This window comes from Actinoplanes sp. NPDC026623 (assembly GCF_040638275.1).
Classification (GTDB): domain Bacteria; phylum Actinomycetota; class Actinomycetes; order Mycobacteriales; family Micromonosporaceae; genus Actinoplanes.
In genome coordinates, this window is sequence record NZ_JBEZXZ010000126.1 from 1 (window position 1) to 25,719 (window position 25,719).

Below are 25,719 nucleotides of genomic sequence, written 5' to 3' on the forward strand. Positions count from 1 at the left end.
CCACGAACAGCGTAGAAACGAACCACCAGCAGTTCGTGGGCACCCCCGGCCCCACCCTTGCGTTCGAGCCCCTTGCGCCGGGTTCTTGGTTGCTCGCCGCTGGGTGCGTGGTTGCCGCGGGTGGTCCCCTTGCGGTGGGTGGTCGGGCTTCCGCGTTGTGGGCGCGGCAGGAGGGTTGGTCGGGCAGGCCGGGGTTGGTGGTGGGTCAGGCGGACGCACCTCGCCGGTTGCGGTCAGCGGCCCTCGCGCGATTTGTAGTGCCTCTTGGAGGCTCACTGTCGGCCGGCTGGACCGCTGTGTGGTGGCGGTCGAGATGGAGCGACGGGCCAGATGCCGGCCAGGCCGCGGTTGTCGGGTGTTGAGCAACGTCAACTTGGCCTTGGGCCGGTGTTGTCCGGGCCGTCGACCTTCACCGCCGGTCGGGGGCGGCCGATCTTCGTGCGTGTTGTTCGGCGGAGGAGTTCGTGGAGTGCGGCGAGCGGGATGATGCCCAGCGGGTACCAGAGCAGGTCGGTGGGGTCGAACTGCACGCCCAGGGCGAGCCGGGCCAGCAGGCTGTGGCCGGACAGGTAGGCGGGGACTCCGGTGAGCTGGAAGCATTCGATCGACCAGCACCAGGCCCAGGCGATCGCGCCGGCGGTCAGCGGCGACCGGCGCGGCCACAGGGACAGCACACCCACGTACGCCATCGACGCGTAGAGCGCGGTGCCGGAGTACTGCTCCAGCCGGCCGGCGCCGTTCAGGAGGCCCGAACCGGCGCGGATCGCGAACGCGATGGCCAGCAGGCCGCCCGCCGCGGCGAGCATCAGCAGCCGGAACCGCAGGTGTGTGATCGGCACCGCAGGATCGTAGAGGGTCGGCCGCACCGCTAGATTGTCCGCGTGGTCGCGGCTCTCGAACTCCATCTGGACGTCCACGCGACGCGGCGGATCCGTACGCTGTGGCGCGCGCTGGAGGCCGAGGGCATACCGACCCTGGCGTCACTGCAGGCCGAGCGGCACCGCCCGCACGTGTCGCTGGCCGCGGCCGTCAAGCTCGCGCCGGACGCGGTCGCGGACGCGCTCGACGGCGCCGGCCTCGGCGTCGGGCTGACGCTGGACCTGGATTTCGTCGGCCAGTTCGTGGGCCGCGTGCTCTGGCTGGGCGTCACGCCCACCGCGGAGCTGCTGGCGGTGCACCGGGCGGTGCACGAACGCCTGACGGCCGCCGGTGTCGAGGTGTGGGAGCACTACCGGCCGGGCCGGTGGGTGCCGCACTGCACGGTCAGCATGCGGGTGCCCAACCCGCAGCTCGCCTTGGCGCTGCGCCGCTGCCTGGAGGTCCTGCCGGTGCGGGCGACGGTGACCGGGGCGTCACTGACGGACCACGTGAACGACATCGACCGGCCCCTGACCGGCCGCCTCGCCCGGTAGCCCGATCCGGTAGCGCCGCGGTCACCCTCGACGATCCACCGGTACGTGCCGCGGTGCCGGCCGGCGTCGATGGTCCTCGCCGGATCGGCCTGCCCTGCCAGCCGCGTCACCCAGGCGGCGGAGCCGTCCTCGTGCGGGCCGGGCCCCCATTCCGCATGAGCCTCGAGCCAGGCGCTGTGCAGGCGGACGGTGGGCGCGATCAACTCAGGCCCGGCCTCCCGGTTCATCGCCGGACCTCGCCGTCGGTCCGCACCGCGGTGAGGCCCCAGGTGGCGTAGGGCAGCGTGACGGTGCCGCCACACTCGTCGGCCGCCGCGCCGACGGCCGACAGGATCCGCGCCGCCGGGTCCGGCGGCAGCGTGCTGAGCCCGCCCGAGGTCGACACCAGCTCGGACAACTCGGCGGGGGTGTAGGCGCGCTCCCAGTCGTAGCGCCACAGCTCGGGCTCGCCGAACCCGCCCGCCGCGCGGATGCCGTCCGCGGCCCGGGCGTACAGGCCCTGGTAGGCGTCCAGGATCGAGCCCGGTGGCCGCTCGTCGAGGACGAGCGGCGAATCGGGCACGACCCGCCGGTACGCCGCGGCGAGGGCCGCCGCGATCGGCGGCGGAAGCTGATATACGTGCCCGAAGGGGGCCAGCACGCCGCCCGGCCGCAGGATCCGCGCCGCCTTCGCCGCGCCCGCGACCGGGTCGACCCAGTGCCAGGCGGTGCCGGAGACGATCGCGTCGAAGGTGCGCCCGGCCGGCTCCCACGCCTCGAAGGTCGCGACCTCGACCGCGATGCCGGTGCCCCGCGCGAAGCCGGCCATCCGCGGGTCGGCCTCGACGCCGAGCACCGCGCGGCCGGCGGCCCGGAACTGGCGGGCCTCGATGCCGGTGCCGCAGCCGACGTCGAGGAAGTCGGCGCCGGGGGCGGCGGCCACGATTCGCTCGATCATGGCGTCCGGATAGGGCGGCCGGCTCCGGTCATACCGTTCGGGATCGACACCGAACGACTCCGCCATGCGGCGGTGCAGGTGCGGCTCCGGCCTGGGCGAGGGCGGTATAGTGACCATGTGCCCACTCTAGTGGGCGACCGCCCACTATCGCAGTCCGCGTCGCTCGGCAATGGCCGGCATCGGGAAGAGGTGCGTGGTGCCGACCGGCGTAGCGCTGCAGGATCCACACCGGCAACTCTTCGACGCCGCCGTGCGGGTGCTGGCCCGCGACGGGGTCACCGGACTGACCGGCCGGGCGGTCACCGCGGAGGCGGGCGTCGCGAAGGGCGTCCTGCACCGGCACTTCGCCGACTTCGACGCGTTCCTCGTCGCGCTGGTGCTGGACCGCATCGCCGGGCTCGAGACGCAGGCCGCCGCCCTGCGGGACGCGGCGGGGACCGGCGCCGTCGCCGACAACCTCACCGGTGCGCTGTCGGCCCTCTTCGAGCCGGTCATGGTGGCGATCGTCGTCCTGGTCATCGCCCGGGACGAGTTGCGCGCCCGGCTGCGCGCGGCCGGCACCGCCCGGCTTCCGCTCGTCGGCGAGAGCACGGCCATGATCGCCGGATACCTGACGGCCGAGCGCGAGCGGGGCCGGATCGCGCCCGGCGCCGACGTCGACGTCCTCGCGCCCACCCTGATCGGCGCCGCGCACCTGCTGTTCACCGAGCGCAAGGGCAGCACGCCGGAGCCCGCCGCGGTACGCAGGATCGTGACCACGGTCCTGGCCGGCGCCCTGCGGTGACCGCGCCGGGTGTTGTCGCTCAGCCGAGCAGCCGTCGCAGGGCTTCGGCGTCACGGACGGCGTTTCCCCCGCCGTCGTTGTTGAAGTAGACGTAGACCTCTCGTCCCTGGTCGTTCCACTCGCGGATCCGGTCGGCCCACCAGCCGAGGCTCTCGTGCGGGTACGAGCCCGCGTACAGGTGATCGGGATCCGGGCCGTGCATGCGCAGGTAGACGAAGGGTGCGGTGGCCCGCAGCACGCACGGCAAGCGGGCGCCGCTCATGACGCAATAGCTCGCCCCGCGACGTTCCAGCAGCTCGAACACCTCGTCGTGCTGCCAGCTCTGATGCCGGAACTCGACGGCCGTGCGGACCCAACCGGGCAGCAGCTCGAGAAAACGGTCGAGCCGCGCGTCGTCGCGTTGCTGACCCGGGCCCAGCTGCACGAGGAACACCCCGCGCTTCTCGCGGAGCTCGTGCAGGCCGGCGGCGATGCGGGCGATCCACTCCTCGGGCGCGGACAGTTTCCTCGCATGCGTCAGGCCACGGGGAGCCTTGACCGACAGCTGGAATCCCTCGGGCAGCCGGCGCCGCCAGCCGGCGAACGTTGCCGCCGGGGGCCAGCGGTAGAAACTCGCGTTGAGTTCGACGGTGCGAAATCGCCGGACGTAGTGATCGAGGCGCGCACGCGGGGGCGTGGCCGGCGGATACAGCACGCCGTCCCAATGGGCATAGCCCCAGCCGGACGTCCCGATATGAACCTTCATGGTTGACGGATGCCCACAATCAGCCGGCCCATACCGGCGCGGGCCGGCGCCGTCGGCGATGGACGGCCGGCGGTGTGAGGAGCAGGACCGTGGCGAACGTGTGATAGGAACGTGCGGGTGAATCCGACGCCTCGCAGTGACCTTGTGCGGCGGGCGATGCCCCTTCTGCCCGCGGGCGGCGAGATCCGGCAGGCGTTCATCTACCAGAGCGCGCCGAGCTTCGCCTTCTTCGCCGTCACGTATTTCACCGGCCTCACCTTGTGGAACAGGTACCGGTGCGTGGTGGTCACCCCGGACGGCATCCACGTGCTGGAGAGCACCAAGGCGTCGGGCGGCGCCAACCCCCGGCGGCTGCTGGCGACGCTGCCCCGCCACACCCGGCTCGGCCCCGCCTCCGGCCGATGGGCGGAGCTGAACATCATCGGCGAGCGCTGCTGGGTCCACACCCGTTTCCACGACCAGATCGCCGCGGCGGACCGCGAGGCCGGTTTCACCACCTGAGGCCCGGCCGGCCCGTAGCGGCGATTGTGGTGGCGCGGGCCGCGCCGAAGGACGAGCATCGCTGGTATGGACAAGGCGCCGTCGGATCGGGACGCCGCGATGCACCCGCCCCAGATCGGCGGGCGCACTTCGTTCCCGCCGATCGCCGACTACGCGTTCCTGTCGGACTGCGAGGTGACGTGCCTGGTGGCGCCGAACGGCGCGATCGAGTGGATGTGCCTGCCGCGGCCGGATTCGCCGAGCATGTTCACCACGATGCTGGACCGTGGCGCGGGCTCGTTCCGCCTTGGCCCGTACGACGAGATCGTGCCCGCCGCGCGGCGCTACCTGCCGGGCAGCCTGATGCTGGAGACCACCTGGCAGACCCGGACCGGGTGGCTGATCGTGCGGGACGCGCTGTGCATGGGGCCCTGGCACAACGTCACGGAACGCTCCCGGACCCACCGGCGCTCCCCGACGGACTTCGACGCGGAGCACTGCCTGCTGCGCACGGTGCGGTGCGTCAGCGGGACGGTGGACCTGTCGATGACGTGCGAGCCGGTGTTCGACTACGGCCGCCGGGAGGCGACCTGGCGCTATGAGGGCCCCGGCTACGGCCACGTCGTCGCGGAATGCCCGGACGCCGGGGTGACCCTGCGCCTCACCACCGACCTGCGGCCGGGCATCGAGGGGCGCGGCCTGAACGCGCGGACCCGGATGATCGAGGGCGAGACCCGTTTCGTGGCGTTCGGCTGGTCCGCTCTCCCACCGCCGCTGACCCTGGACGACGCCCTCGAACGGATGGGGCACACGTCCGAATACTGGCGGCAGTGGATCACCCTCGGCGACTTCCCCGACCACCCGTGGCGCAGCTACCTGCAGCGCAGCGCCCTGACCCTCAAGGGCCTCACGTACGCGCCGACCGGCGCGCTGCTGGCCGCGTCCACCATGGGGCTGCCGGAGACCCCGCGGGGCGAGCGCAACTGGGACTACCGGTACGCGTGGGTGCGCGACTCCACGTTCGCCCTGTGGGGCCTCTACACGCTGGGCTTCGACCGGGAGGCCGACGACTTCTTCTACTTCATCCACGACGCCTGCCGCGACGGCCACGAACTGCAGGTCATGTACCGGGTGGGCGGCGAGCGGGAGATCGAGGAGGAGGCCCTGCCGCACCTGTCCGGGTACGAGGGTGCCTTCCCGGTCCGGGTCGGCAACGCGGCGTACCAGCAGCGCCAGCACGACGTGTGGGGCGCCGTGCTGGACTCGGTCTACCTGCACGCCCGGTCCCGCGAACAGCTGCCGGAGTCGCTGTGGCCGGTGCTCAAGTGCCAGGTGGAGCAGGCCGCCGAGCATTGGGAGGAGCCCGACCGCGGCATCTGGGAGGTCCGCGGCGAGCCGCAGCACTTCGTCTCCAGCAAGGTGATGTGCTGGGTGGCGCTCGACCGCGGCGCCCGCCTGGCCCGCCTGTACGACGAGCCCGAGTACGCGCAGAAGTGGCAGACCCTGGCCGAGCAGATCCGCGCCGAGGTGTGCGCCAGGGGTGTCGACGACCGCGGTGTCTTCGTGCAGCGCTACGGCTCGACCGCCCTGGACGCCTCCCTGCTGCTGCTTCCGCTGATGCGGTTCCTGCCCGCCGACGACCCCCGGATCCGGGCCACCGTGCACGCGATCGCGGACGAGCTGACCGCGGACGGGCTCGTGCTGCGCTACCGCGTGCAGGAGACCGACGACGGCCTCGAGGGCGAGGAGGGTGCGTTCACGATCTGCTCGTTCTGGCTGGTCTCGGCGCTGGTGGAGATCGGCGAGGTGGAGCGGGCCCGCAAGCTGTGCGAGCGGCTGCTCGGGTACGCCAGCCCGCTGGAGCTCTACGCCGAGGAGATCGACACGAACAGCGGGCGGCACCTGGGCAACTTCCCGCAGGCGTTCACCCACCTGGCCCTGATCAACGCCGTCATGCACGTCATCCGCACCGACCAGAGCGTCGAGCCGGGCCGGTTCAGCCCGGCGAACGCGGCCGGCGCCTGACGCCGCGTCAGGCGGCCGGGAGCCGCACCTCGAACCGGCACCCGCGGTCGGTGTTGCGCACGCCCACCCGGCCGCCGTGCGCCTCCACGAGGCCGCGCACGATCGCCAGGCCGAGCCCGCCGCCGCCACCCGCGCCGGAGTTTCCCGGCGTGCGGGCGCGCTCGCCGCGGAACGCGACGTCGAAGACCCGGCCGAGGTCTCCGTCGGGGATGCCGCCGCAGGTGTCGGAGACCGCCAGCCACACGTCGTCGCGTTCGTAGCCGGCCGAGATGTGCACGGTGCCGTCCACCGGGGTGTACCGCACCGAGTTGATCAGCAGGTTGCTGACGACCCGGGCGAGCTCGCGTTCGCCGGCGCGGACGAGGGGCCAGCCGCTGTCCGCGGCGATCAGGTGGATCTTGCGGCTGGCGGCGAGCGGGGCGACGCCGGCGATCGCGTCGGACACCACCTCGCGCAGCGGCACCGTGGTGGGCACCAGCCGCAGGGCGCCGGCGTTGATGCGGGACAGCTCGAACAGGTCGTCGACCAGCTGGGTCATGCGGTCGGTCTCGACCCGGATCCGCCGGTGGTACTCGTCGACGGTGGGCGGGTCGACGATGATGCGGTCCTCGAGGGCCTCGGCCATCGCCCGCAGCCCGGCCAGCGGCGTACGCAGGTCGTGCGAGACCCAGGCGACGAGCTCGCGCCGGCCGGCCTCCAGGCGCCGCTCCCGTTCCCGGGCCGCCTGCGCCCACACCGCGGAGGCCGCCAGCCGGCGGCCGAAGACGGCACCGACGGCGAGGCTGATCACCGCGGAGGCGCTCACCGTCACGAGGACGACGAACAGGTCGTGCCCGGACAGGAACATGGCGCGGGCGACGGTGGCGACGCCCGCGACCACGGCGAGCACGGTGACGGCGAGCAGCACCAGGATGTGGACGAGGATCGAGCGGCCCCGCAGCAGCCGCAGCGCCACCGCCCCGGCCGCGGCGACGACGCCGCCGGCGGCCAGGGCGTAGAGCCCGATGAGCAGCATGTCGCTCATCGGCCGGCCCGCTCGTCGAGGGGGTCGTAGCGGTATCCGACGCCCCAGACGGTGCGGATCCGGTCCGGCTCGGCCGGGTCCCGCTCGATCTTCTCGCGGAGCCGGCGGACGTGGACGGTGACCGTCGACTGGTCGCCGAACTGCCATCCCCAGACCTTCTCCAGCAGATCGGTACGCGACCAGGCGCGGCCGGGATGGCCCATGAGGAAGACCAGCAGGTCGAACTCGCGGACGGTGAGCGCCAGTTGCGCGCCGTCCCGTTCGGCGATGCGGCGGGCGGCGTCGACGGTCAGCTCCGCGTCGACCAGCCGCGTCGGCACGGCGTGGCTCACCGCGGGACCGGCGGCGCGGCGCAGCACCGAACGGATCCGCAGCACCAGCTCGCGGGGCGAGAACGGCTTGGTCACGTAGTCGTCGGCGCCGACCTCGAGCCCGACGACGCGGTCGGCCTCCTCGCCGAGGGCGGTCAGCATGATCACCGGCAGGTCGGGCAGCTGGCGCCGGATCCGGCGGCAGACCTCCAGGCCGTCGATGCCGGGCATCATGAGGTCGAGCACGACGAGGTCGGGTCGCTGGTCGGCGATCGAGGCGAGCCCGGCGGCGCCGTCGGCGGCCAGCCGCACCTCGCAGCCGGCCTGTTCCAGGTAGCGCCGGACGACGTCGCTGACCGTCGGATCGTCGTCGACCACCAGCACCCGATGTCCCATTTCGTTCACGCTACCGATCGGCGGCGCCCCGGCGCCCACCGGCGCTGCTTTCGGAATTCTTACGGCGCGCCGCCCGGCGGTCAGTTCTTACCGAACGATGACGTGCCCGGCCCGGGTTGATCGGCCACCGATCGGCGGCGCGTACCGGGTGGCGTCGGCGCACCACCGGAGCCGGCGCGTCCCGGGCATTGAGGAGATCCACCATGAAACGCAGCAGGAAACAGCCGTGGCCGGTGCAGTCGAGGCCGGCCCGGATCGCCCTGGCGGCGCTGGTGCTGGCGGCCACCGGGGGGCTCACCGTCACGTTCGTCTCCAGCGGCGGCAAGGGCACGGCGGACGCGGCCACCAGCCTCGACCAGTTCGTCCCGATCGAGAGCGTGCGCCCGAACGTGCGGCCGCCGAGGCCGGTCGCCGGCGCGTCGACCGGCCGGTTCACCGTGGATTGCGGCACCAACCGCAATGGCAAGTTCAGCCCCGACAACCCGGTGGCGCAGCCCGGCATCAAGAACGGCGCCGAGCACGTGCACGACTTCCTCGGCAATCTCGCCATCACCGCTGACTCGTCCAACGCCGATCTCGCCGCGTCCGGCACCACCTGCAGAAACGGCGACCGCTCCTCGTACTTCTGGCCCGTCGTACGCATCGACAAGAGCGTCCGCGGCGGCGACCAGGTCCGGCAGGCGCTCGCCCGGACCCAGCCCGAGGTCGTCTGCCCCCGGGTCCGCGACCGCCTGCCCGCGGTGCCCGACGCCGCGCGCGACTCGGTCGATCGCAGCCTGGCCGAGCTGGACCGCCAGGTGGCCGCCGCCAACCGCCAGATGGCGTCCGAGCGGGGCCGCATCGACGCGGACGCCAACAACCGGATCCTCGACCGGCTGCGGGCCCGCCGCGCGACCCTGATCCGAAGCATCAGCACCACCGTCGGCAACCGCCGGGCCGGCCTGGTGTCCCTGGTCGACTGCACCATCAGCTACGACGGCATGCACGCCTCGATGCACGGCATGAACCACCCGGGCACCCCGGCCGCCGGGGTCGCGAACCCGCAGATCCAGTGCCCGGCCGTCCGCGGCCGGCTGCCCGGTGTACCCGCACCGGCGCTCGCCGAGGTGAACCGCAACCTCGACGAACTCGACAGGCAGGTCTCCGAGGCCAACGAGCGGCTCGTCACCACGCGCGGCCAGGGCGGACCGGACTTCGTCGGCAACGCGATCGTCGGACCGCTGCGCGCCAAGCGCGTCGCCGTGCTCGACCGGATCGCCACCGCGATCGGCCGGCGCGCCGAACGCCCGCAGGGCCTCGAGGCGCTCGCCTCCTGCACCGTGAGCAACGGTCCCGCCTCCGCGCCGAGCACGGCGCCGAGCGCCGCACCGTCCGCCGCACCGTCCGCCGCACCGTCCGCCGCACCGTCCGCCGCCGCCCCGCTGCCCGACCCGCAGGGCCCGAACCTCGAACTGCCCAACAACACCGGCGGCATCGTGGGCCCCGCGAAGGTGCTCATCGAGTACCGCGGCAACGCGACCGGCAGGGTGGTGCCGATGCCGAGGTTCCTGCGGGCACTCACCGGCGACGCCAAGCCCACCAGCCGCGGCCCGGCCAACGCCCGCGCCACCTGGACCTGCTCGGGCTTCGCCGACCGGCTGTCCGACAGGTACCCGGTCTGCCCGCGCGGCAGCCAGGTGCAGCGGCTGCAGGACTTCCCCGGGTGCTGGGACGGCAAGAACGTCGACAGCGCGAACCACCGCAGCCACGTCGCCTTCGCCGACGCGGCCACCGGCGCCTGCCCGGAAGGCTTCGTCGCCATTCCGCAGCTGCGCATCACCATCTCGTACAACATTCCGCGCGACGTGCAGGTCGCGGGCCAGTACGCCCTGGACTCCTTCCCGGAGGAGAACCACAACCCCTTCTCCGACCACAACGACTTCGTCAACGTCAACTCCACCCGGACGATGCAGCGCATCGCCAACTGCATCAACCAGGGCCGGGTGTGCCGCTGAATCCAGGCCGCTCCCGGCTGCCCGGGTGGCGTTGAGCGGGGGTGTCCGGATCCTGCCCGTTCGGTGGTATCGGGCGCCTCTCGCCGGCGACCTGTCCTGATGGGACCGCTGCCGCGAGGAGATCGTCGACGGCCGCCCCCGGCGCTACCACCGGCTGACCGACCGCGCCGCCACGGCCCTCGAGGCCGAGGCGGCGCGGCTGCGCGCCGGAGCCGAGGCCGCCCGGGTCCAGCTCGCCACCCGCAAGGGCTTCGGGCTCGGCCCGGCACCTCGGCAACGGTGACCGACCATGACGGTGGCCGGCGGCAGACAGGTGAGTTCTCCGGACCAGGTGACCTCGATGGTCAGGGCCGAGTGGACGGACGCCGAACCGGTGGCGCCCGCGCTGAGCTGAGGGTCCCGTCAGCGGGGCATGCGCAGGGCGGCGAGCGTGATCGGGGCCAGCGGCGCCGTCTGCCAGGACGCGGCGAATGTGCCGGTCGCCGGGTCCAGGGCCAGGTGCAGCCGGTGCGGGCTCTCGGTGAAGACCACGTCGACCAGGAGCCGGCCGCCCGACCAGGCGTGCGCGGTGGCCACGGGCCCGGCCACGGTCCAGCTGTCCGGCGCGCCGAGCTCGGCGGTCAGCTCCCGGCCGTCGTCGAGCACCAGCCCGCCGGGCCGGAGCAGGACCCGCCGCAGCGTGCCGACCGTGTTGTCCGGCCCCGGCCGGTAGGCCGCCTCGGTGAACTCGCCGGTGCTGCCGTCGCCGGCCGGGCGGGCCAGCTCCGGCGACCCGGCCGGCCACGGCCCGGCGGGACCCGTACCCGCGGTCAGGGCGGGCAGCAGGTGCGTCCATGCCTGGTCGAGGATGCCCTGCGTGTCCGTGCTCTGCGAGGTGATCGCCACGACCGCGTCGGCCTCGGGCAGGACCAGCAGGTACTGCCCGAAGGCGCCGTCGCCGCGGTAGCCGTGCAGGCTGCGCCAGAACTTGAAGCCGTACCCGTGCCGGGAGTCCGGGTTGACCATGTCGGTGGCCACGTGCCGGCGGGTGGCCTCCGCGATCCACTCGGCCGGCAGCAGTTTCCGGCCCCGCCAGCTGCCGCCGTCCAGGTAGAACTGTCCGATCTTGGCCACGGACTCGGTGGTCAGGTGCAGCCCGGAGAAGCCCTGCTCGCGGCCGATCGGGTCGGGCCACCAGCCGTACTGGTCGATGCCGAGCGGCTCGAAGAGCCGGGGCCGCAGGAACTCGGTCATCGGCGCGCCGCTCACCCGCTCGATGATCGCCGAGAGCGCGTTCGTGCAGGGCTGGTTGTAGGCGAAGAAGGTGCCCGGCTCCCGCTCCGGCGGCAGCAGGAGCAGGCCGAGGGTGAGGTCGCCCTCGCCCGCCCGGAACGCCTGCTCGACCGTCTCGCCGGCGTGCCCGCTGGTCATCGACGCGACGTGGCGGACCAGGATCGAGCGGGAGCGGGGGTCGGTGACCCGCGTGTCGTGCTCGGGGAAGTACGACAGCACGGTGGCGTCCAGGTCGACGAGACCCTCGGTCACCGCGAAGCCGAGGGCGGTCGAGGCGACGGCCTTGCTCACCGAGTAGAGCAGGTGCGGGGTCCCGGGTCGGTAGGGACGCCACCACCGCTCGGCGACCACGTGGCCGTGCCGCAGGACCATCAGGCTGTGCGGCTCGATGCCCGGCGCCGATTCGAGCGCCGCGACGAACGCGTCGATGCCGCCCGCGTCGACCCCCTGCTCGGCCGGGGTGCTCCTCGGAAGATCACTCACCTGATCTTTATAGCCGCCGGGCCGAGGGCACCCGACTGCCGGGCCTACCCGGCGGCCAGCGGCAGCCAGACCCGCATCGTCGACGGCCCGCGGGCGGCCCAGTCGTGGTACGGCCGCAGCGTCACCTCCAGCGCCCGCACGTCCGTCTCCCGTCCCGGCGGGCCGTACGGCCACTCGTTGCCGGGCAGCGACGCGAGCCGGCCCGCGACGACCACCGCGCCGTCGCGGTCCTCGGGCGCGATCGACGGGTCCAGCCGCAGCGCCTCGAGCGGGACGTGCGGCGGCAGGTCCACCGACTCCACGCAGTAGACGACCGGACCCCGTTCGACGGCGGCGCATCCGCGTACGGAATCGACACGGGGGTCCGCGGCGGTGAGCCGCGGCCGGACCGGCAGGTCGAGCACGACGGTCTCGCCGGGCGCGAAGCGGCGCCGGACCCGGACCTGCCCGGGCGGGACCGCGACCCCGTCGAGGGTCGCGCCGTCGGCCCAGTGCGGTACGCGCAGGGTGAGCGTCCACGGCGCGTCCGGCGCCTCGGTGACCCGCACGGTGATCCGGCCGTCCGCGGGGTAGGCGGTGTCGACGTCCAGGCCGATCGCCCGGCCGCCGGGCAGCGCGGTGCGAATGCGCGCGGCCGCGTACTGGTGCAGCTGCACGCCGTCGTCGTCGCTGGTGGCGACGTAGGCGGCGAGCCCGGCGAAGGTCCGGGCCAGGTTGGTGGGGCAGCAGGACACCTCGAACCAGGGCGCGCGCAGCGTCGACGCGGCCCGGGGCACCTGAGTGTCGGCCGCCGGCTCGGTGCCGAGCACCCGCTGGTGCAGGGTGTTGGTGTAGAAGAACCGGGTCCCGTCGTCCGACGGCGAGGTGGCGATGACGTTGAACAGGGTCCGTTCGATGAGGTCGGCGCAGCGCGGGTCGCCCTGCGCCAGCAGCAGCCGCCAGGCCAGCATCACCGAGCCGACGCCCGCGCAGGTCTCGGAGTAGGCGCGGTCGGGCGGCAGCACGAAGTCGGGGCCGAACGCCTCGTCCTGATGCCGGGACCCCATGCCGCCGGTGAGGTAGGTGCGGCGCGCCACCGCGGCCCGCCACTGCCGGGTGACGGCGTCGAGCAGCTCGGTGTCGCCGGTCTCCACCGCGACGTCGACCGCCCCCGCCGCCAGGTAGGTGGCCCGGACCGCGTGCCCCCGCAGCACCTCGGCCGCGCGGACCGGCACCTCGTCCTGGAAGTAGGAGCGGCCGAACTCGATGTCGGCGAGGACCCGGTGGCCGCGGCGGTCGACGAACAGCGCGGCCTGCTCCAGGTACCGGCGGTCGCCGGTCACCCGGTAGAGCTCGACCAGGGCCGGCTCGATCTCCGGATGCCCGCAGACGCCGGCGATGCCGTCGGGGCCGAAGACGTCGCACACGTGGTCGGCGGCGCGGATGGCCACCTCGACGAGTTCATCGGTGCCGAAGGTCCGGGCCCGGGCCACGCCCGCCTGGATGAGGTGCCCGAAGGAGTAGAGCTCGTGGCCCCATTCGAGGTCGCTGTAGCGGGGTTGCTGGCCGGGCCGGCCGAAGTTGGTGTTCAGGTAGCCGTCGGGTTCCTGCGCGGCGGCGACCCGGCGCACGATCGCCGAGTAACGGGCCTCCAGCTCGAGGTCGCCGGTGCGGCCGAACTCCCAGGCCATCGCCTCCAGCAGCTTGTAGGTCTCGGTGTCGGCGAACTCGCGGCCGCGCCGGGCGCCGGGCAGGCGTCCCTCGACGGCGGCGTCGAAGTTGCCCAGCCAGCCGGCGCGTTCCAGCCAGTGCTCGATGTGCGCCAGCGAGGCGGACCGGTTGACGTCCTGGCGGCGCTGCCAGAAACCGGGAAGCAGGGTCACCTCGCGCAGGCCGAGCGGGCGCAGCCGGCCCCGGCTCGGCGCGGCGGGGGTGCCGCCCCGGCGGGTCCAGTCGCCGGCGGTCCTGCCGGGGGCGATGGGCAGTACTTCGTCGATCGTCACTTGTGGATCACCCTTTGAGAGCGCCGGACATGAACCCGCGGACGTAGTGCCGCTGGAGGGCGAGGAAGAGCAGTACGCAGGGCAGTGCCAGCACGACCACGCCGGCCTCCGTCGCGCCGTAGTCGACGATGCCCATGACCTGCCCGCGCAGGTTGGCGACGGCGAGCGGAAGCGGAACCTTGTCGGTGTCGCTGATCAGCACCAGCGGCGTGATGAAGTCGTTCCAGGCGGCCAGGAACGCGAACAGGCCCACCGTGATCAGCCCGGGCTTGACGGCCGGGAGCAGCACGTACCGCAGCGCGCGCAGCGAGCCGCAGCCGTCGATGAGCGCGGCCTCGCGCAGCTCGCGCGGCACCGCCTCGAAGGAGACCCGCATCATGAGGGTCGCGAACGGCAGCTGGAACATGGCGAGCACCAGCGCCAGCCCGACCAGCGAGTTCTGCAGCCCGAGCTCGTTGAGCAGCACGTAGAGCGGGATCAGCAGGGTGGCGTAGGGGACCATCAGGATGGCCAGGGTCAGCAGGAACAGGATGTTGCGGCCCGGGAAGGTGAACATCGCGAACGCGTACCCGCCGAGCACCGAGACAACCAGGGTGATCAGCACGGTCAGCACCGACACCAGGGTCGAGTTGAACAGGTACTGGCCGATGCCGGCCTGGTAGCCGGCGAGGGTCTGGTAGTTGCCCAGGCCCCACCCGTGGGTCTGCGCGGTGCCCGCCTGCGGGCTGACCGAGGCCACCGACGCCCAGGCGAGCGGGAACAGGAAGACGATGGCGAGCGCGCCGGTGAGCACGTGCTGCGGGGTACGCAGCAGCAGGTTGCGAGTCATGGGTCAGCGCTCCCGGCCGCGCAGGCCGCGGAACTGCAGGGCGTTCATGACCAGCAGCGCGGCGAGCACCAGAATGGACAGCGCGGCGGCGCGCCCGAGGTCGTTCTGGCCGCCGAAGGCCATGTTGTAGACCAGTTGCACGATGGTGACGGTGCTGTTGTCGGGGCCTCCCTTGGTCAGGATGTAGAACTGGTCGAAGGCGAGCATCGACCCGGTGACGCAGAGGATGGTGCACAGCGCCAGCGACGGGCGCAGCAGCGGCAGGGTGACGAACCGGAAGGTCTGCCGCCGGTCGGCGCCGTCGAGCCGGGCCGCCTCGTAGACGTCGGCGGAGATGCCCTGCAGCCCGACCAGGATCAGCAGCATGTAGAAGCCGGCGAACCGCCAGACGATCAGCGCGACCGTCGACCAGAGCGCCGCCGAGGGGGTGCCGAGGAACGAGTCGATGCCGAGGAAGCCCAGCGGGCTGCTCTGCGGCGAGTACAGCGCGTAGAACAGCAGCGACGCCGAGGCCAGGCCGAGCGCGCCGGGCACCAGGAAGGAGGTGCGCAGCAGGCCGTTCCAGCGGCTCGACTCCTGTACGACCAGGGCGAGCCCGAGCGAGAGCCCGAGCAGGATCACCGTGGTGACCACGGTGTACTTGATCGTGAACCACACCGCGGGCCAGAACAGCCGGTCGTCGACGGCCGAGGTGAAGTTGTCCGGGGCGTTCCAGCCCCGGTTGCCGGCGAACAGCCCCCAGTCGGAGACCGACATCCGGCCGACCAGCAGGATCGGCACCACGAAGAAGATCAGAATGAAGATCGCCGTCGGCGCGGCGTACGCCCAGCCGGTGAGCGCGGGCGAGTAGCGCAGCAGCCGGCGGTCGCGCCGCCCGGCCGGCCGGGCGGTGTCCGCGGCCGGCGAGGCGGCGAGGGTGGGGGTGGGTGACATGGTCGCGGTGTTCCTCCAGTACTGCGGTGGCGGCCGGCTCGCGGCGCCGGGACCGCTGGAGTCCCGGCGCCCGGTGGCCGTTACTGGCCCTGGCCGAGCACGCTGGTGATGGCGGCGTTGTCGTCGGCGAGCGACCCCGGATCGCCGTAGACCTGGTTGCGCAGCAGCGTGGACCAGGGTGCGGTGGGCGCGTTGAACGCCTGCTGGAAGTTGAGCGCGACGGGCGTCTTGCTCTGCGGCGACGCCGCGACCTTGTTGACCGTGGCGACCCGCGGGTCCTTCGCCGAGTACTTGTTGTCGGCGAGGTCGGTGCGCGACACCGTGCTGTTGCCCGCCGCGAGCACGTCGATCTGCGCCGCCTCGGTGGTGAGCCAGGACAGGAAGTTCCACGCCTGCGCGTTCTTCTTCGAGTCCTTGGAGATGCCGATGCCGTCGCCGCCGACGAAGGTGGAGCTGCCTCCGGTGACGCCGGGGATGGGCACGAGTCCCACGTCGACGGTCTTGGCGGCGGTGGGCAGCAGGGTTGCCGGGTACGGCATCACGCCGACCTTGCCCTCTTGGAACGCGGCGACCCAGGTGGCGCCGGTCTCGTCCTTGGCGCCCGGCGCGATGGCTCCGGCCGCGTTCAGCTCACGCCAGGTGGCGTAGACCTTCTGCGCGGCGGGACCGTCGAGCAGGGACTTCGTGCCCTCGGGGTTCATGACCTCCTCGCCGCTGGCCCAGATCATCGGGAACCAGGTGAAGACGTTGCAGCCGCCGCAGTTGCCACCGAAGTAGGTGCCGTAGACGCCGGGCTTCTTCAGCTTCTGGATGGCGAGCGCCTGCTGCTTGAACTCGTCGATCGTGGTCGGGCCCTTCTCCGGGTCGAGGCCGGCCTCCTTGTAGAGCGCCTTGTTGTAGAAGATCACCGAGAGGTCGAGCACGAACGGCAGCACGTACTTGGCGTCCTTGTAGGTGCCCGCCCTGATGTGCCCCTGGTTGAGCTTGTCGGCGTACGGCAGCTTGCCGATGTGCTCGGTGATGTCGCTGAAGAGCCCGGCCTTGGTCCAGTTGGGCACGTAGACGATGTCCGCGGCGAACAGGTCGGGCAGGTCGCCGCTGCCGGCCGCCGCGCCGACCTTCGCGACGTAGTCGTCGTTCGGGACGATTGTCAGTTTCACCTGGTTCTTGTGCGACTTGTTGTAGGCGTCGACGAGCGCCTTGGCCTGCAACTCCAGCGGCGCCCGGGTCCACAGGGTCAGTTCGGCGCCGTCGTCGACGCCCTCGGCGGTTACGGCGGTCGACCCGGTCGCCGCGTCGTCGTCGGATCCGCACGCCGCCATCGCGGCGACCAGGCCCAGTGCAGCTGCCGCGGCGACCGCTCTGCGGACGCCCCGGGATATCCGTGTTCTCACTGTGCTCCTCCTCGAACCGTGGGGTGACCCGGACGGAAACGAGCGTGCCCGACGGTGTGTTTTGTTTCGGATGTATGTTTCGGGAGCGGCCGCTGCGTGAGCTAGGCTGACTGCGCCTCGCCCGCGAAAGGCACGTACAGGCGGTCGGTCGGGTGGGTGGGGTGGAGGGTTCGGCGCCAGCCGCCGAAAACGTTTTCAGAAACGTAATGCTGCGGAGATTTTCTTGTCAAGAGCGGCAGTCGTCAGGATCGGAGGCGGGCCTTGGAGGCAACCGGCGGCGGGGCGCCCAACCGCAGCGTCACCCTGCGCGACGTCGCGCGGTTCGCGGGCGTATCGGTCGCCACCGCGTCCAAGGCGCTCAACGGCCAGCCGCAGGTCCGCGCCGAGACCAGGGCGCGCGTCATCCAGGCGGCCGAGCAGCTGTCGTTCTCGCCGAACACCATCGCGCAGAGCCTGATCACGCAGCGCAGCGGAACGGTCGGCCTGCTCACGTCCGACCTGGAGGGCCGCTTCTCCATCCCGATCCTGATGGGCGCCGAGGACGCGTTCGGCGCCGGGCAGACCTCGGTCTTCCTCTGCGACGCCCGCGACGACGCGATCCGCGAGAAGCACCATCTGCGCGCGCTGCTGAGCCGCCGGGTCGACGGGCTCATCGTCGTCGGCGCCCGGCCCGACACCCGGCCGTCGCTGGGCCGGGACCTGCCGGTTCCGGTGGTCTACGCGTACGCGCCGTCCGACGATCCGCAGGACCTGTCGCTGGTCACCGACAACGTCGGCGGCGGCCGGATGGCGGTGGACCACCTGCTGCGGTGCGGTTTCCGCCGGATCGCGCACATCACCGGGGACCCCGACTACGGCGCCGCTCAGGACCGCGCCCGCGGCGCGCTGGAACGGCTGGCGGAGCAGGGCCTGGAACCGGCCGGCGGCGAGGTCTGGTTCGGCATGTGGTCCGAGGCGTGGGGCCGCGGCGCCACCCGCATGCTGCTGGAGCGCTGCCCCGACGTCGACGCGATCTTCGCCGGCTCCGACGAGATCGCCCGCGGGGTGCTGGACGTGCTGCACGAGGAGCGCATCGAGGTGCCGTCGCGGGTCGCGGTGATCGGCTTCGACAACTGGAAGGTCCTCGCCGCCAACGCCCGCCCGCCGCTGACCACGATCGACCTCAACCTGGAGCAGCTCGGCCGGATAGCCGCACAGCGGCTGTCCGCGGCGATGGAGGGCAACCCCAGCTCCGGCGTCGAGACCGTGCCGGTCCGCCTGATCACCCGCGAGTCGACGGCCCCGCTGCGGTAAGGCTCAGACCCCCATGAGAGAGGACCCTCCGTGCCCGATGTGCTGTCGAACGGCATCCAGCTGCGCTACGAGACGCTCGGCGACGACGATGCCCCCGCGCTGCTGCTGATCATGGGCCTCGGCGCCCAGCTGATCGACTGGCCGCAGGAGTTCTGCGAGCTGCTCGCGGCGCGCGGGCTGCGGGTGGTCCTCTTCGACAACCGCGACGCCGGCCTGTCGGCCGCGCTGCCGCAGCTCGGCGTGCCCGACGTGCGGGCGATCCTGGGCGGTGACGGCGCGACGGTGCCGTACCTGCTCGCCGACCTCGCCGCCGACGCCGCGGGCCTGCTGGACGCCCTCGGCATCGAGCGGGCGCATGTGACCGGGCTGTCGCTGGGCGGCATGATCGCCCAGCAGCTCACGATCGACCACCCGGACCGGGTGGCCAGCCTCTGCTCGATCATGTCGACGACCGGCGACCGCGCGGTCGGCCGCCCGACGCCCGAGGCCGCGGCCCTGCTGGGCCTGCCGCCGGCGGCGAACCGGGACGAGGCCATCGCGAACTCGATCGCCTCGGCGCGGATCATCGGCTCGCCCGGATTCCCGGCGACGCCGGACGAGCTGCTGCTGCGGGCGACCGCGAAGTACGACCGCGCCTACAACCCGCTCGGCACCCTGCGGCAGTACGCCGCGGCGCTGGGCTCGCCCGACCGCACGGCGGCCCTGCGCGGCGTCACCGTGCCGACCGTCGTCATCCACGGCGAGGATGACCCGCTCATCGACGTCAGCGGCGGCCGGGCGACCGCCGACGCGGTTCCTGGCGCGGACCTGCTGGTCATCCCGGGAATGGGCCACGACCTGCCGCGCGCCGCGTGGCCGCGGATCGTCGACGCCATCGTCCGCAACACCGAACGCGCCGTGGCCCGCTAGAAATCCAGAGACATTTGTAAACGGCGGGTATCCGGGAATGCAAAATTGAGACAACAGGGGCCGCCCGTCGGGCCCGGGCTGCGGTGACGGCCCGAATCGGCCATAACCCAACGGATCCCGCAATGTCGGAACGGGGCTCGACATGGGGCCGGGATCGTACGATTGCCGGGCCCCAAATTAAGATCATGTTTCCGGCGGCGGCCATTTCCGAGAACGGAACCCGGCCCAGGTAAAAGTCTGTTCGGCGGCTTGAATTCGGGTCGGTATTCCGGGCTATTGTTTGCCCGCTGGTGGGGGTGGGACCCACCTCATTTCCGAAGGGCAAACGGTTTTGGCTGCCGCCATCATGATTGTGGTTTCACTGGTGCTCGCGGGCTTCGCCGCGGTCACGCTGTGGTGGACGATGCACGCCTGGCGCACGCCGGAGACCCTGGCGTCGACCCGCTTCGCCGCGCCGGACGGCGCGCACCGGCTGACCTTCTCGCTGCTGGTGCCGGCCCGGCACGAGCAGGCCGTGCTGGAACACACGGTCGCGCGCCTGCTCGAGTCGTCGCACGAGGGCTTCGAGATCATCATCATCGTGGGTCACGATGACCCGGGCACTGCCGAGGTGGCGCACCGGGTGGCGGCCACCACGCCCGGCCGGATCCTGGTGGTGACCGACACCAACCTGCACAAGAACAAGCCGCGCGCGCTCAACACCGCGCTGCCCTACTGCCGCGGCGACGTGGTCGGGGTCTTCGACGCCGAGGACCAGGTGGACCCGCTGCTGCTGGAGCATGTGGACCACGCCTTCCGGTCCACCGGCGCCGACGTGGTGCAGGGCGGCGTGCAGCTCATCAACTTCCACTCCAACTGGTACAGCCTGCACAACTGCCTGGAGTACTTCTTCTGGTTCCGCAGCCGGCTGCACCTGCACGCCGCCAAGGGCTTCATCCCGCTCGGCGGGAACACCGTCTTCGTCCGCACCGGCCTGCTGCGCTCCGCGAACGGCTGGGACGGCACCTGCCTCGCCGAGGACTGCGACCTGGGCGTGCGGCTGTCCAGCCGGGGCGCCAAGGTGGTCGTCGCGTACGACTCGGCGATCGTCACCCGGGAGGAGACCCCCGGCACGCTGAAGTCGCTGCTCAAGCAGCGCACCCGGTGGAACCAGGGCTTTCTGCAGGTCTACCGCAAGGGGGAGTGGCGGCGGCTGCCGGGCTTCGGCCAGCGCATGCTCGCCCGGTACACGCTCACCCAGCCGTTTCTGCAGGCCTTCTCCGGCATCGTGATCCCGATCGGCATCGCCATCGCGATCTGGGCCCAGCTTCCGGTGCTCGTCGCCCTGATCACCTTCATTCCGGTCATCCCGATGGCGGCCAACCTGGTCTTCCAGACGGTCGGGCTGCGCGACTTCGGCAAGCAGTACGGCCAGCGCATCCGCTGGCATCACTACGCGCGCCTGATCATCGGCGCCTTCCCGTACGCGCTGGTGCTCGCCGCGGCGGCGCTGCGCGCGGTGCACCGCGAATACACCGGCCGGCGCGACTGGGAACTGACCGCACACACCGGTGCGCACCTGGCCCCGGCCAAGCTCGAGAGCGGGGTGGCCGCGTGAGCATCACGCTGGACGCGCCCACCGAGGTCATCGCCCCTCCCGCCGTGCCGGAGCCGGCGCGCCGCCGTGGGCGCAGGACGGACCTTTACCTCGCCGGTGGCCTGACCACCCTGGTGCTGCTGGTTCTGGCCTGGAACATCACCGGCTTCCCGACCGCGACCGACGACGAGGGCACCTACCTCGCGCAGGCCTGGGCGGTGCGGGGCGGTCACGGCCTGGCCCACTACACCTACTGGTACGACCACCCGCCGATCGCCTGGATCCAGCTTGCCGGGCTGGCGTGGTTCCCGGCCGCGCTCGCGCCGGACCTGCTCACGGTCGCCGGCGGCCGCATCGCGATGCTCCCGGTGGTGGCGGTCAGCCTGCTGCTGGTGTACCTGATCGGCCGGCGGCTGGGCTTCTCCCGCTGGGCCGCGGCGGGCGCGCTGCTGACCTTCGGCCTGTCGCCGCTGGCGGTGACCATGAACCGGCAGATCTACCTGGACAGCTTCGCGGTGGCCTGGATGCTCGGCGCGCTGGCGCTCGCGCTCTCCCCGCGCAAGCACCTGTGGCACTACACCGCCGCCGGCGCCGCGACCGCCGTCTCGGTGCTGTCCAAGGAGACGATGCTCATCACCGTCCCGGCCGTGCTGGTGGCGATGTGGCAGAACGCCGCCAGGACCTCCACCCGGCCCTGGGCGTTCGGCGGCTACGTCAGCGGCGTCGTGCTCGTCGGCGTCTTCTACCCGCTGTACGCGTTGCTGCGCGGCGAGCTCCTCCCCGGGCCCGGGCACGTTTCGCTCGTCGGCGCCTGGCAGTTCCAGCTCATGTCGCGCTCGAGCTCCGGCACCGTCTTCGACGAGGGCTCCGGCTCGCACTCGCTGATCGCCGCGTGGCTCTACTACGACACGGTGATCCTGGCGGCCGGCCTGGTCGCCACCGGGATCGCGCTGGCCGTGCGCCGGCTGCGGCCCCCCGCCGTCGCCGCGACGTTCCTCGCGCTCGTCGCGCTGCGGCCCGGCGGCTACCTGCCCGCCATGTACGTCGTGCAGGTACTGCCGTTCTTCGCCATCGTCATCGCGGGCGTCGCCGAGCAGGGCGTGGTCCGGCTCGGGCCGGGGCGATCGTGGTGGCGGTGGGCGATCCTCGCGGCGGCCGCCGCGGCGGCGCTGACCCTGGTGGTGCCCCGCTGGTACGTCGGCGACCGCCGGGCTCTCACCACCAACGACAACGCGCAGTACGTCGCGGCGGCCGACTACCTGAGTACCCGGGTGCCGGACCGCCAGGACGCCGTGATCGTGCTCGACGACGTGCTCTGGCTCGACGCCGTCGACGCCGGATACCGGCGGGAGAACGTGATCTGGTTCTACAAGCTGGACCTCGACACGGCGGTCTCCGGACGGCTCGGCGCCGGCTGGCGCGACGTCGACTACATCGTCTCGACGCCGGCGCTGCGCCAGGATCCCGGCTCCCTGCCTTCAGTGAACAAACTGCTCACCAATTCCACGGTGATCGCGTCGTTCGGCCCGCAGGACGGCCGCATCGAGATCCGCCGGGTCGACAAGGAGAAGCCGTGACACTGACCGCCGACGAACGCCCGGAGAGCGACCGGCGGACGATGCTGACCGGCGCGATCGGCGAGTTGCAGGTGGCGACGGCGCTACGGCAGACCATCGTCATACCGACCTTCAACGAGCGCGACAACATCGAGACCCTGCTGCGGCGGCTGGTGTCGGCGCTGCCGGAGAGTGACACGGAGATCGTCTTCGTCGACGACAGCACCGACGACACCCCAGACGTGATCCGCCGCGCGGCGCTGACCTGCCCGATCCCGATCACCGTCCACCATCGCGAGCGCGGCACCGGCGGCCTGGGCGGCGCGGTCGTCGAGGGCATGCGGCTGGCCCGCGGCGCCTGGATCGTGGTGCTCGACGCCGACCTGCAGCACCCGCCGGAGATCGTGCCGGACCTGATCGCGGCCGGCCTGCGAGACGGCGCGGACCTGGTCGTCGGCACCCGGTACACGGGCGGCGGCAGCACCGGCGGGCTCACCGGCGGCTACCGCCGGCTGGTCTCCGGCGGCGCCACCCTCGCCACCAAGGTGATCTTCCGCAACTCGCTGCTGCAGGTGAGCGACCCGATGAGCGGGCTCTTCGCGGTGCGTGCCAGTTCGCTCGAGGCCGAGCAGCTTCGCCCGCTGGGCTACAAGGTGCTGCTCGAACTCGTCGTGCGCAACCGGCCCGGCCGCATCGTCGAGGTGCCGTACACGTTTCAGCAGCGCCACGCCGGCGAGTCCAAGTCGACGCTGGCCGAGGGCGTCCGGTTCCTCAAGCATCTCGCGATCCTGCGCGTCGGTGCGGAACGCACCCGGATGCTCGCCTTCGCCCTGATCGGCGTCTCCGGCCTGGTGCCCAACCAGCTGACCCTGTGGTTCCTCACCCACGTCGCCGGCGTGCACTACCTGCCGGCCGCCGTGGTGGCGAACCTGATCGCCGTCGGATGGAACTTCGCCCTGACCGACACGCTGCTGTATCGCGCCCGCCGGCACGGCAGCCTGGCCGGCCGGATGACCCGCTTCTTCGTGATGGGCAACGCGGACCTGCTGCTGCGGATCCCGTTGCTGGCCCTGCTCGTCGACGGCGCGCACGTCGGGGTGCTGGCCGCCAACCTGATCACGCTGCTGATCTCCTTCACCGCGCGGTTCCTCCTCCTCGACAGGGTGCTCTACCGCACGAGGCCGAACGCATGAACCCGCGTTCCCTCCCGATCCTCGGCCGGCGTGACCGGATCCGCACGGCCCAGGTCGTGGTCCTGGCCCTGCTGCTCGTGCTGGGCGTGCCGGGCCGCTCGTTCGCGGACGCCAACCTGCTCGCCAATCCCGGCTTCGAGGTGCTCGGCGCCGACGGCTTCCCGGTCTGCTGGGAGCGGTCCGGCTGGGGCGACAGCACCCACACCTTCGAGGTGACCCACGCGGCGCACGGCGGCGTCAACGCCATGAAGGTGACCGTCGCCGCGATCAGCAGCGGGGACCGCAAGGCCCTGATGCTGGAGAACCCGTCCTGCGCGCCGAACGTGGCGCCGGGCCACCAGTACGACGTCTCGGCCTGGTACAGGACCACGACCCCGAACACCGTCATGACGATGTTCCGGCACGACGTGGCCCGGGGCTGGGTCTACTGGACCGACCTCGCGACGCTCGCCACCACGGCCGACTGGACCCGGCAGACGGTACGGACGCCGCCGGTGCCCGCCGGCACCGACCAGATCGTCTGGGGCGTCACCATCTACGGCGCCGGCACGCTGCAGACCGACGACTACGCGATGGCCGACGCGACGCACCCCGCGCCCGGCACCTCGTGCAGCGCCGGCCCCGCCTGCACCGCCGGCGCCTGGCAGGTCATGCCGTTCGACTCGCCGGTGCGCGGCATCCACGCGGTGGTGCTCAAGAACGGCGACGTGCTGCTGGTCGCCGGCTCCGGCAACGACCCGGCGGCGTTCGCCGCGGGCAGTTTCACCACGGCGGTCTACCGCCCGGGTACGGGCACGTTCGTCAACGTGGCGACGCCCGCCGACCTGTTCTGCTCCGGCCACGTCCAGCTTGCCGACGGCCGGGTGCTCATCATGGGCGGCAACAAGGACTATCCGGCGGCCGACGGCAGCCACGGCTACAAGGGCCTGAAGAACTCGTACGTCTTCGACCCGGACACCCTCGCGTACACGAGGGTCAACGACATGTCGGCGGGCTCCTGGTATCCGTCGGCCACCGTGCTGGGCAACGGCGACGTCGTCTCGCTCGGCGGCCTCGGCGAGGACTCGGCCGGCACCGTCGCGACGCAGTACTTCGACAGCAGCGCCCAGCGCTGGCTCCCGCTCGGCGAGGCCAACCAGACCTGGAGCTTCTGGGGCCTCTACCCGTCGATGATCCTCATGCAGGACGGCCGCCTCTTCTACTCCGGCAGCCACGTCTTCGGCAACGGCCTGCCCGGCCCCGGCGCGTCCATCTACGACTACCGGGCCAACACCATCACCCCGGTCAGCGGCCTGCGGAAGAAGGACGAACGCGACCAGTCGATGAGCGTGCTGCTCCCGCCGGCGCAGGACCAGCGGGTACTGACCCTCGGCGGTGGCAACATCGACGGCAACCCGGACGCCAACCGGCTCACCGACCTGATCGACCTCAAGCAGGCCACCCCGGTCTACCGCCCCGGCCCCCTGCTGCCGACCGGCACGCTCACCGGCGGCGTCCCGCAGACGGCGGCACAGGGCAAGATGTACGTCTCCGCGGTGCTGCTGCCCGACGGCAGGGTCTTCGAGACCGGCGGCGGCCTGCACAACCGCGCCGACCCCGTGTACGAGGCGTCGATGTTCGACCCGGCGACCGACACGTTCACCCCCGGCATGGCGACAGACCCGGTGCCGCGCACGTATCATTCGTCGGCGTTCCTGCTGCCGGACGGCCGCGTCATGGCCGTCGGCGACAACCCCGGCGACGGCTCGTTCGAGATGCGGATCTCGGTCTACTCACCGCCGTACCTGTTCCACGGCGGCCGGCCGCAGATCCTGAGCGTGGCGGGCGACCAGTGGGCCTACGGCACCAGCAAGCAGATCACGGTCGACGGCCCGATCCTCAAGGCGTCCCTGATCCGCCCCGAGGCCGTCACCCACTCCAGCGATCCGAACCAGCGCTACGTCGACCTGCCGATGACGGTCACCGGTAACACGATCGGCCTGAACCTGACCAGCAATCCTGACCTGGCGCCGCCGGGCTGGTACATGCTCTACGTGGTCGGCACCGACGGGGTGCCGTCGGTGGCGCAGTGGGTGCAGGTCAGGTGACCGGGGTAGGCCGTGTTTGGCCGCTGCTGGGTGCGGCCGGCGTCCTGGCCGCGGGGGTCTGGCTCTTCGCGGCGCCGGGCGGGTCCGATCCCGGCCCGGCGCCC

The 25,719-nt window shown here is 72.2% G+C and carries 21 protein-coding genes; 11 read left to right on the top strand and 10 right to left on the bottom strand.

Annotation, left to right across the window (positions count from 1 at the left end; translation table 11 throughout):
* Positions 1 to 368 precede the first annotated feature (368 nt).
* Positions 369 to 839 carry a DUF2809 domain-containing protein gene (locus AB0F10_RS29825; protein WP_360632245.1) on the bottom strand — a complete coding sequence of 157 codons (471 nt, stop codon included), beginning with the start codon at positions 837 to 839 and terminating at the stop codon, positions 369 to 371.
* A 42-nt stretch (positions 840 to 881) separates the two neighbouring features.
* Between AB0F10_RS29825 and AB0F10_RS29830 the strand changes: the two genes are divergently transcribed.
* Positions 882 to 1,412: a 2'-5' RNA ligase family protein gene (locus AB0F10_RS29830; protein WP_360632248.1), complete on the top strand. Its 531-nt coding sequence runs from the start codon at positions 882 to 884 to the stop codon at positions 1,410 to 1,412.
* Positions 1,413 to 1,635: 223 nt separating this feature from the next.
* Here the strand turns inward: AB0F10_RS29830 and AB0F10_RS29835 are convergent, their stop codons facing one another.
* Positions 1,636 to 2,466: a class I SAM-dependent methyltransferase gene (locus AB0F10_RS29835; RefSeq protein WP_360632250.1), complete on the bottom strand. Its 831-nt coding sequence runs from the start codon at positions 2,464 to 2,466 to the stop codon at positions 1,636 to 1,638.
* Between the two features lie 79 nt (positions 2,467 to 2,545).
* On the opposite strand from AB0F10_RS29835, the gene AB0F10_RS29840 reads away from it, so the two are divergent.
* Positions 2,546 to 3,133, top strand: a complete 588-nt coding sequence (locus tag AB0F10_RS29840) for a TetR family transcriptional regulator (RefSeq protein WP_360632253.1) — start codon at positions 2,546 to 2,548, stop codon at positions 3,131 to 3,133.
* 19 nt (positions 3,134 to 3,152) lie between these two features.
* On the opposite strand, the gene AB0F10_RS29845 is transcribed toward AB0F10_RS29840, so the two are convergent.
* Positions 3,153 to 3,878: a DUF72 domain-containing protein gene (locus AB0F10_RS29845; RefSeq protein WP_360632256.1), complete on the bottom strand. Its 726-nt coding sequence runs from the start codon at positions 3,876 to 3,878 to the stop codon at positions 3,153 to 3,155.
* Between the two features lie 156 nt (positions 3,879 to 4,034).
* Here AB0F10_RS29845 and AB0F10_RS29850 point away from each other — a divergent pair, with 156 nt between their 5' ends.
* Together AB0F10_RS29850 and AB0F10_RS29855 are read left to right on the top strand one after the other, a co-directional pair.
* Positions 4,035 to 4,379, top strand: a complete 345-nt coding sequence (locus AB0F10_RS29850; RefSeq protein WP_360632259.1) for a hypothetical protein — start codon at positions 4,035 to 4,037, stop codon at positions 4,377 to 4,379.
* A gap of 66 nt (positions 4,380 to 4,445) precedes the next feature.
* A complete protein-coding gene (locus tag AB0F10_RS29855) occupies positions 4,446 to 6,383 on the top strand; it encodes a glycoside hydrolase family 15 protein (protein ID WP_360632262.1) in 1,938 nt (645 codons plus the stop codon).
* Positions 6,384 to 6,390: 7 nt separating this feature from the next.
* On the opposite strand, the gene AB0F10_RS29860 is transcribed toward AB0F10_RS29855, so the two are convergent.
* Positions 6,391 to 7,407 (bottom strand): HAMP domain-containing sensor histidine kinase, encoded by a 1,017-nt coding sequence (locus AB0F10_RS29860; RefSeq protein ID WP_360632265.1) that lies wholly within the window; start codon positions 7,405 to 7,407, stop codon positions 6,391 to 6,393.
* Positions 7,404 to 8,114 (bottom strand): response regulator transcription factor, encoded by a 711-nt coding sequence (locus AB0F10_RS29865; protein ID WP_360632268.1) that lies wholly within the window; start codon positions 8,112 to 8,114, stop codon positions 7,404 to 7,406. Before AB0F10_RS29865 ends, AB0F10_RS29860 begins: the two co-directional genes overlap by 4 nt.
* Before the next feature lie 203 nt (positions 8,115 to 8,317).
* Here AB0F10_RS29865 and AB0F10_RS29870 point away from each other — a divergent pair, with 203 nt between their 5' ends.
* Positions 8,318 to 10,108 carry a DUF1996 domain-containing protein gene (locus AB0F10_RS29870; RefSeq protein WP_360632271.1) on the top strand — a complete coding sequence of 597 codons (1,791 nt, stop codon included), beginning with the start codon at positions 8,318 to 8,320 and terminating at the stop codon, positions 10,106 to 10,108.
* A gap of 402 nt (positions 10,109 to 10,510) precedes the next feature.
* Here the strand turns inward: AB0F10_RS29870 and AB0F10_RS29875 are convergent, their stop codons facing one another.
* The 5 genes from AB0F10_RS29875 to AB0F10_RS29895 all read right to left on the bottom strand — a co-directional run bounded on the left by AB0F10_RS29875 (position 10,511) and on the right by AB0F10_RS29895 (position 17,001).
* Positions 10,511 to 11,863 carry a serine hydrolase domain-containing protein gene (locus tag AB0F10_RS29875; RefSeq protein WP_360632274.1) on the bottom strand — a complete coding sequence of 451 codons (1,353 nt, stop codon included), beginning with the start codon at positions 11,861 to 11,863 and terminating at the stop codon, positions 10,511 to 10,513.
* 44 nt (positions 11,864 to 11,907) lie between these two features.
* Positions 11,908 to 13,845, bottom strand: a complete 1,938-nt coding sequence (locus tag AB0F10_RS29880; protein WP_360632277.1) for a beta-L-arabinofuranosidase domain-containing protein — start codon at positions 13,843 to 13,845, stop codon at positions 11,908 to 11,910.
* Between the two features lie 7 nt (positions 13,846 to 13,852).
* A complete protein-coding gene (locus AB0F10_RS29885; protein ID WP_360632280.1) occupies positions 13,853 to 14,674 on the bottom strand; it encodes a carbohydrate ABC transporter permease in 822 nt (273 codons plus the stop codon).
* A gap of 3 nt (positions 14,675 to 14,677) precedes the next feature.
* The gene (locus AB0F10_RS29890) at positions 14,678 to 15,607 is read right to left on the bottom strand and encodes a sugar ABC transporter permease (protein WP_360632283.1); all 930 of its coding nucleotides are present in this window, start codon (positions 15,605 to 15,607) and stop codon (positions 14,678 to 14,680) included.
* A gap of 80 nt (positions 15,608 to 15,687) precedes the next feature.
* Positions 15,688 to 17,001, bottom strand: a complete 1,314-nt coding sequence (locus AB0F10_RS29895) for a sugar ABC transporter substrate-binding protein (RefSeq protein WP_360632286.1) — start codon at positions 16,999 to 17,001, stop codon at positions 15,688 to 15,690.
* 261 nt (positions 17,002 to 17,262) lie between these two features.
* On the opposite strand from AB0F10_RS29895, the gene AB0F10_RS29900 reads away from it, so the two are divergent.
* From AB0F10_RS29900 to AB0F10_RS29925, 6 genes are all read left to right on the top strand, one after another.
* Positions 17,263 to 18,294 (top strand): LacI family DNA-binding transcriptional regulator, encoded by a 1,032-nt coding sequence (locus AB0F10_RS29900; RefSeq protein ID WP_360632288.1) that lies wholly within the window; start codon positions 17,263 to 17,265, stop codon positions 18,292 to 18,294.
* A gap of 30 nt (positions 18,295 to 18,324) precedes the next feature.
* Positions 18,325 to 19,203, top strand: a complete 879-nt coding sequence (locus AB0F10_RS29905; protein ID WP_360632291.1) for an alpha/beta hydrolase — start codon at positions 18,325 to 18,327, stop codon at positions 19,201 to 19,203.
* Between the two features lie 346 nt (positions 19,204 to 19,549).
* Complete coding sequence (locus AB0F10_RS29910; RefSeq protein WP_360632294.1) at positions 19,550 to 20,800, top strand: glycosyltransferase; 1,251 nt, start codon at positions 19,550 to 19,552, stop codon at positions 20,798 to 20,800.
* Positions 20,797 to 22,356 carry a phospholipid carrier-dependent glycosyltransferase gene (locus AB0F10_RS29915; protein ID WP_360632297.1) on the top strand — a complete coding sequence of 520 codons (1,560 nt, stop codon included), beginning with the start codon at positions 20,797 to 20,799 and terminating at the stop codon, positions 22,354 to 22,356. The genes AB0F10_RS29910 and AB0F10_RS29915 overlap by 4 nt, the downstream gene beginning before the upstream one ends.
* Positions 22,353 to 23,528, top strand: coding sequence for a glycosyltransferase family 2 protein (locus tag AB0F10_RS29920; protein WP_360632300.1), 1,176 nt, complete (start codon positions 22,353 to 22,355; stop codon positions 23,526 to 23,528). Before AB0F10_RS29915 ends, AB0F10_RS29920 begins: the two co-directional genes overlap by 4 nt.
* Positions 23,525 to 25,615: a galactose oxidase-like domain-containing protein gene (locus AB0F10_RS29925; protein ID WP_360632303.1), complete on the top strand. Its 2,091-nt coding sequence runs from the start codon at positions 23,525 to 23,527 to the stop codon at positions 25,613 to 25,615. Before AB0F10_RS29920 ends, AB0F10_RS29925 begins: the two co-directional genes overlap by 4 nt.
* The last annotated feature ends 104 nt before the right edge of the window (positions 25,616 to 25,719 follow it).

What these genes read in the sequence shown, in the direction of transcription:
- AB0F10_RS29845 (WP_360632256.1), bottom strand. Translation starts at nt 3,878, where the DNA reads ATGAAGGTTCATATCGGGACGTCCGGCTGGGGCTATGCCCATTGGGAC.
- AB0F10_RS29865 (WP_360632268.1), bottom strand. Translation starts at nt 8,114, where the DNA reads ATGGGACATCGGGTGCTGGTGGTCGACGACGATCCGACGGTCAGCGAC.
- AB0F10_RS29855 (WP_360632262.1), top strand. Translation starts at nt 4,446, where the DNA reads ATGGACAAGGCGCCGTCGGATCGGGACGCCGCGATGCACCCGCCCCAG.
- AB0F10_RS29835 (WP_360632250.1), bottom strand. Translation starts at nt 2,466, where the DNA reads ATGGTCACTATACCGCCCTCGCCCAGGCCGGAGCCGCACCTGCACCGC.
- AB0F10_RS29850 (WP_360632259.1), top strand. Translation starts at nt 4,035, where the DNA reads ATGCCCCTTCTGCCCGCGGGCGGCGAGATCCGGCAGGCGTTCATCTAC.
- AB0F10_RS29925 (WP_360632303.1), top strand. Translation starts at nt 23,525, where the DNA reads ATGAACCCGCGTTCCCTCCCGATCCTCGGCCGGCGTGACCGGATCCGC.
- AB0F10_RS29910 (WP_360632294.1), top strand. Translation starts at nt 19,550, where the DNA reads ATGATTGTGGTTTCACTGGTGCTCGCGGGCTTCGCCGCGGTCACGCTG.
- AB0F10_RS29860 (WP_360632265.1), bottom strand. Translation starts at nt 7,407, where the DNA reads ATGAGCGACATGCTGCTCATCGGGCTCTACGCCCTGGCCGCCGGCGGC.
- AB0F10_RS29870 (WP_360632271.1), top strand. Translation starts at nt 8,318, where the DNA reads ATGAAACGCAGCAGGAAACAGCCGTGGCCGGTGCAGTCGAGGCCGGCC.
- AB0F10_RS29885 (WP_360632280.1), bottom strand. Translation starts at nt 14,674, where the DNA reads ATGACTCGCAACCTGCTGCTGCGTACCCCGCAGCACGTGCTCACCGGC.
- AB0F10_RS29890 (WP_360632283.1), bottom strand. Translation starts at nt 15,607, where the DNA reads ATGTCACCCACCCCCACCCTCGCCGCCTCGCCGGCCGCGGACACCGCC.